The sequence below is a fragment of the Prosthecobacter sp. genome (assembly GCF_044373815.1).
In the GTDB taxonomy this organism is placed as follows: domain Bacteria; phylum Verrucomicrobiota; class Verrucomicrobiia; order Verrucomicrobiales; family Verrucomicrobiaceae; genus Prosthecobacter.
In genome coordinates, this window is record NZ_JBIPNG010000447.1 from 1 (window position 1) to 5507 (window position 5507).

The following is a 5507-nucleotide window of genomic DNA, read 5'->3' on the forward strand; positions in this document are numbered from 1 at the left end:
CGCGACCTTCACTTTTCGGGAATCCAAAACCTTTCAGGGAAGAGGTGTGGATGAGATCATCGCCTCCGGCTTTCCTGTGTCTGCAACGGTGGGTGGCGCAGCCCTGCTCATCGCGCTGAGCATCGGGGTGCCACTGGGTGCTTTCGCGGCCCTGCGGCCCAACACCTTGGAAGACCGCAGCAGCACTCTTGCAGCCACGCTCGGCATCTGCACTCCCAGCATGGTGCTGGGGCCTCTCCTGGCGATGCTGTTTGGCCTGAAGCTCCGCTGGTTCAATGCGTCCGGCTGGTTTGATTCTTCGGACTGGGTGCTGCCCGCGCTCACGCTTGGGATCATCTACAGCGCCTACATTGCGCGGCTGACGCGCGGCAGCCTGCGCGAAACACTTGCGCAGGAGTTTATCCGAACAGCCCGTGCTAAAGGAGCGAGTGAAAGCTCAGTGGTCTTTTTTCATGCGATGAAACTGGCCAGCCTGCCGGTGCTCAATTTTCTCGGTCCTGCCGCAGCAGGATTGCTCACGGGTTCGTTCATCGTTGAAACGGTGTTCCAACTGCCCGGGCTTGGTCAATTTTTCATCGCGGCATCTTTCAATCATGATGATGAACTGGCGATAGCGATTTCGGCTTTCTACGCCGCACTCATCGTCAGCTTCAATCTGCTGGTGGACATCATTCAGGCAGCGCTCAACCCACGCATCCGACTCCACGCATGAGCAGCGGAACGAACCAGAGTCTTTCACCGATGCGTGCCGCGTGGCGGCGTCTCATGCGAAACCGCCTGAACGCATGGGCGTTGGGGTTCCTGGCCGTGCTGGTGCTTCTGTGTGGAATTGGCCCGGAGTTGTCGCCTTACGATCAGTCACTGCAGAATCTCGAACTCAAAGCCACGAATCCCAGCCTGTCACACTGGCTGGGCACGGATCCGCTAGGACGTGACATGCTCACGCGCATCCTGCATGGGGGACGAGTATCCATGGAGGTGGGATTGCTGGCCACAGCTGTCGCTGCGATCATTGGTGTGTTTTATGGCATGGTCTCCGGCCTTGCCGGTGGGCGCACGGACGCGGCGATGATGCGCATCGTGGACATCCTGTATGCATTCCCCTTCATTAATTTCGTCATCCTGCTCATGGCCATTGTGGGGCGTGAGTTCTGGCTGATCTTTGTGGCCATCGGTGCGGTGGAATGGCTCACGATGGCCCGTGTTGTGCGTGGGCAGGTGCTGGCGCTGAAGAATCTTGAGTTCATCATTGCGGCGCGAGCCTGTGGTGCGGGCTTCTGGCACATCGTCTGGCGACATCTGCTGCCGAATGTGCTTGGCCCCATCATCATCTACGCCAGTCTCACGGTGCCTGGAGTCATGCTGCTGGAGGCTGCGCTGAGCTTCCTGGGACTTGGCATTCAGCCGCCGGATGCGAGCTGGGGAGTGCTGATCCAGGAGGGCGCCAGATCGATGGAGAGCTATCCGTGGCTGCTGCTCTACCCAGGCATCTTTTTTTCCACCACGCTGCTAGCACTCAATCTGCTGGGTGATGGCCTGCGTGATGCGTTTGATCCAAAATCGATGTCGCAGCAGTGAGTGAAAAAATATTTCATGCGGGCTGAATAGTCTTGAAGCAGCCACGTCAGAGAGTGCGGAAACCAATTCCACACACTCATGAAAACACTCTTCTCAGTCCTCGCTGCAGCCGCAGTTTTTGGTTTTGCAGCTCCCTCCAATGCCAAAGCTGAATGCCAGGGCCAAACCCGGGTCGTAGGCTACACCTCCTGCGGCACCCCCATCGTGGCCGTTTACCAGATCGTCGGCTATGACGGCTACGGCCGCCCCATCGGTCAGTGGGTAACTCAGGGAGCGCAGGGTGGCTACGGCTATGGTGCTGTGCCGCGCCCCATCATTGTGCAGCCCAGCATCAGCTTTGGCTTTGGTGGCTTTAACCCCGGGTGCAATACCGGCCATAGCTACCACCATGGTTCCAGCCATCATCATGGTTTCCGCAGGTAGTAGCGTGGAAACCTGATTGATCGCTGCATCACGCGGCCCCGCCAGTGCACGGCGGGGCCGTTTTTTTGATGCCTCGTTGCACGAATGAGGTGCTTCGTGTCATGTTTGGGCATGCGCTGGATTTATCGTGCTCTCATTCTCATCGCCTTCACGGGTGGCGTTGCGTGGTTTCATTACTTCCGCACACATCGGCCCACGCGTGTCGAGGTGGCCAACCGCGCCGGCATTCTCCTGGCTGGCAACGGCAGCGAGCCCGCGACGCTGGACCCCCACCTCGCCAGCGGTCAGCCGGAGCATATGATTTTTCATTCGCTCTTTGAAGGCCTCATCGCCCCTGCGCCTGACAATCCTGATGGGGACGCCCCTGGAGCCGCCGCTTCGTGGAGCGCTGAAAACTTCACCGTCTGGACGTTCAAGCTCCAGCCACAAGGCAAGTGGAGCGATGGGACTCCGCTGACCGCCGCTGATTTCCTTTACTCGTACCAGCGCATCCTCACCGCGAAGCTGGGTGCTGATTACGCGAGCATGCTCTACCCCATGCTCAACGCCGAGGAATACCACACCGGCAAGATCAAGGATTTCTCACAGGTGGGGGTGAAGGCGCTCGATCCACTGACGCTGCAAATCATGCTGAAAGGGCCCGCGCCCTATCTGCCCAGCATGATCAAGCACTATTCGTGGTTCCCACTGCCGAAGCATGCCATCGAAAAATTTGGCAAGATGACCGACCGCAACACACGCTGGACCCGGCCTGCGAACATGGTCTGCAACGGCCCGTTCAAACTCAAAAGCTGGCAGGTGAATCAGGCCCTCGAAGTCGAACGCAACCTGCATTACTGGGACGCCGCCACAGTCAAACTCAATGGCATCGTGTTCCTGCCCATTTCCAGCGACACAACGGAGGAACTCGCCTTCAACGACGGCCAGTTGCACGTCACGCTGACGATGCCGCTTTCCAAGATCCCCGCCTATCGCGAGAGCAAGTCACCGTACTATCACAACGATCCGCTGCTCAGTGTTTACATGTACCGCTGCAACACCACGAAGAAGCCCTTCGACAACCCGCTGGTGCGGCGCGCGCTCGCCATGGCCATCGACCGTGAGAGCATCACGCGGAACATTCTTCGTGCGGGACAGCAGCCGGCCACAGGCCTGACTCCTCCAGGCTGCAACCCAGACTACCATGTGCCCAACATCATGCGCTTTGATCCCGCAGAAGCACGGCGGTTGCTTGCGGAAGCCGGTTTTCCAGAGGGCAAAGGTTTTCCCCCGTTCGACATCCTCATCAACACGAGCGAGTCGCATCGCGCACTGGCCGAGGCCGTGCAGGCCATGTGGAAGGAGCATCTTCAGATTCCTGCTGGCGTGCTGAATCAAGACTGGGGGGTATACATCGAATCGCAGCGCAAGTTAGACTACCAAATCGCCCGCTTTGGCTGGGTGGGAGATTATCTCGACCCTTCGACCTTCCTCGCCATCTGGCAGACTGGGGATGGCAACAACAACACCGGCTGGGGCAGCAAACGCTACGATGAACTCATCCATCAAAGCTTTCAGGAAGGTGATGTCGCCAAGCGTCTGCAGATCCTCAGTGAGGCCGAAACCCTCATGCTCAATGAGGCTCCGATGCTGCCGATCTATTGGTACACGCATTCATATCTGATGCGCCCTGAGGTCAAAGGCCTGCTGCCATCGCTTCTCGAACATCGCTGTTACAAAGCTGTGGAACTGAAGCCTTGATCAGAAAACAAAAAGGCGCGGGATCATCTCCCGCGCCTTGTGCTTGTTTTAAGATGGAGGAGCTCGTCAGTCTGACTTGCGCCAGATGGTGGTCAGTGTGCCGCGAAAGGTGATCTTCACGGCCTGCGTCGTCACCAGTTCACGAAAGTGTGGCGAAGCCTCGCGTTCCACGATTTCCCACTGCTCGATGCTGTCTCCATTCAGCGTCGCATGCACGGGAATGGATTCCGAGTGATGGCAGACGAAGCCGTTCTTGCGTTCAAGCTCGACGCGCCAGCCGGGTGCCAGCTGCCACGTCACCACATGCGGGGCTGCAAGGCCGACATCGTCGCAGATTTCCACATAATCCTGAGCGACATGGACAGCACGCTTTGTGCGATGACCATCACTGGCAATGCTCATCACACAAATGTCATCACTGATTTCTAGCCCCGGCTTCACGTGATGCCTGGCCCATAAGAACGGCCCCATGCGCTGGGGAGAGGAGCGGCCAGCGACCGGCACGGGTCCATTATGTGCGTCCCATGACGCCAGTCTCGTCCTCAATGCCGGGTTGCTATAATAAGCGCCCGTCCCGGGATCGATGACGAGTGCGTGCTGCTCAAACCACAGCGACACATGCAGTGCATCGAGATGGCCATGAGCCGCCATGCTGCCCAAACCGAGGGGGGAGGCATCTGCCCGGACAGTCCAGCGCGCATCACGCCAGACTGCCTGTCCGCTTTGAGCATGCGTGAGCCACTTGCTGCGCATGGCTGCTTTAACGCCTTTGGGGGGCTCTCCCAGCCAGAAACGCAGGACGGCGCCGTCTGCTCTATTGAGTAGCCAGCCGCGAAACTCTGCGGCTGCATTGGTGCGTTTCAGCGGCAGCGGGAGCACCTGCGCGTCATCGGAATCACCAAAATCCCAGCACTCAGGTGATTCGACGACATCAACGAAATATTGTGCAGCCAGGGTCAAGCGCTGTTGCACTTCCGGCTTGAACCCACCTGATGCCATGCCTGTGTGCCAACACATTTCCCAAGCGAACAGATGATAATGCAAGGCCTGCTCTTTGTTGCCGCCATCGGTGGCGAACTGCTGCAGAATTTCATGCTCCAGCAGATTCACCACGTGCTGCGTGGCTCGGATCATGCGGGACAGTGAGGGCCAGCGCGCAAGCGCGAGCACAAGCGCACTCAATTCACCGATGAGATGATTGTTTGCTGAGGAGCCGAACGAACGACGACGCCAGATCCACCATGCGTGAGTGGGAACGATGCGTGCGGTCAGTTCATCCTGCCTGCGGGCCAGTTCGGGATCATTGCAGCCGCGCACCAGAGCGTCGAACCAGCAGAAGTTCATCAGTCGCAGCCCCGCTTCCAGAGGGCTGGTCCAGTTGATGCCAAGTCCCGGCGGATTGCGGTCACACCAGTCCTCGAGCCAGAGTTGGGAAACTCGGATCGCATGCACATCGCCATTCAGAGCGCTGTGCATGGCCATGCGCGTCATTTCGCTCCAGCGATTGATTTCCCAGATGGCGCGTGCGTCTGCGTCGTGATCGAGGTGGCGATGATCCAGATTTCGTGCGGGGATGCCGGGGTCAATCACGACCCCCAGTGTGGCATCGCGGTGCCAGCATGGTGGTGCCCCCACCTCGACACACTTCCAGCCGAAGAGCTCCCACTCACCGCGCATCAGCTTTTCAGCATCCACTGCGAGTTGCTTGCGCAGTTCGGGAGGAACGCGGTCGCGCCAGGGCAGCTTTGGAACATCGGTGAATGTGC

5 protein-coding genes are annotated in these 5507 nt (G+C 58.7%); 4 read left to right on the forward strand and 1 reads right to left on the reverse strand.

Annotation, left to right across the window (positions count from 1 at the left end):
• The 4 genes from ACIREA_RS25585 to ACIREA_RS25600 form a co-directional block, all read left to right on the forward strand.
• On the forward strand, nt 1-712 hold a 712-nt coding region (locus tag ACIREA_RS25585), incomplete at its 5' end, for an ABC transporter permease (protein ID WP_397385159.1).
• 29 nt (nt 713-741) lie between these two features.
• Nucleotides 742-1578: an ABC transporter permease gene (locus ACIREA_RS25590; RefSeq protein WP_397385163.1), complete on the forward strand. Its 837-nt coding sequence runs from the start codon at nt 742-744 to the stop codon at nt 1576-1578.
• A 78-nt stretch (nt 1579-1656) separates the two neighbouring features.
• Nucleotides 1657-2001, forward strand: coding sequence for a hypothetical protein (locus tag ACIREA_RS25595; protein WP_397385160.1), 345 nt, complete (start codon nt 1657-1659; stop codon nt 1999-2001).
• Between the two features lie 111 nt (nt 2002-2112).
• Entirely contained in the window at nt 2113-3741 is a 1629-nt protein-coding gene (locus ACIREA_RS25600; RefSeq protein ID WP_397385161.1) for a peptide ABC transporter substrate-binding protein, read from the forward strand.
• 66 nt (nt 3742-3807) lie between these two features.
• On the opposite strand, the gene ACIREA_RS25605 is transcribed toward ACIREA_RS25600, so the two are convergent.
• A partial coding sequence (locus ACIREA_RS25605; RefSeq protein WP_397385162.1) for a heparinase II/III-family protein occupies nt 3808-5507 on the reverse strand: 1700 nt, incomplete at its 5' end.

Excerpts from the sequence above, each read along its gene's own strand:
- ACIREA_RS25595 (WP_397385160.1), top strand. The coding sequence starts at position 1,657 with ATGAAAACACTCTTCTCAGTCCTCGCTGCAGCCGCAGTTTTTGGTTTT.
- ACIREA_RS25600 (WP_397385161.1), top strand. The coding sequence starts at position 2,113 with ATGCGCTGGATTTATCGTGCTCTCATTCTCATCGCCTTCACGGGTGGC.
- ACIREA_RS25590 (WP_397385163.1), top strand. The coding sequence starts at position 742 with ATGCGTGCCGCGTGGCGGCGTCTCATGCGAAACCGCCTGAACGCATGG.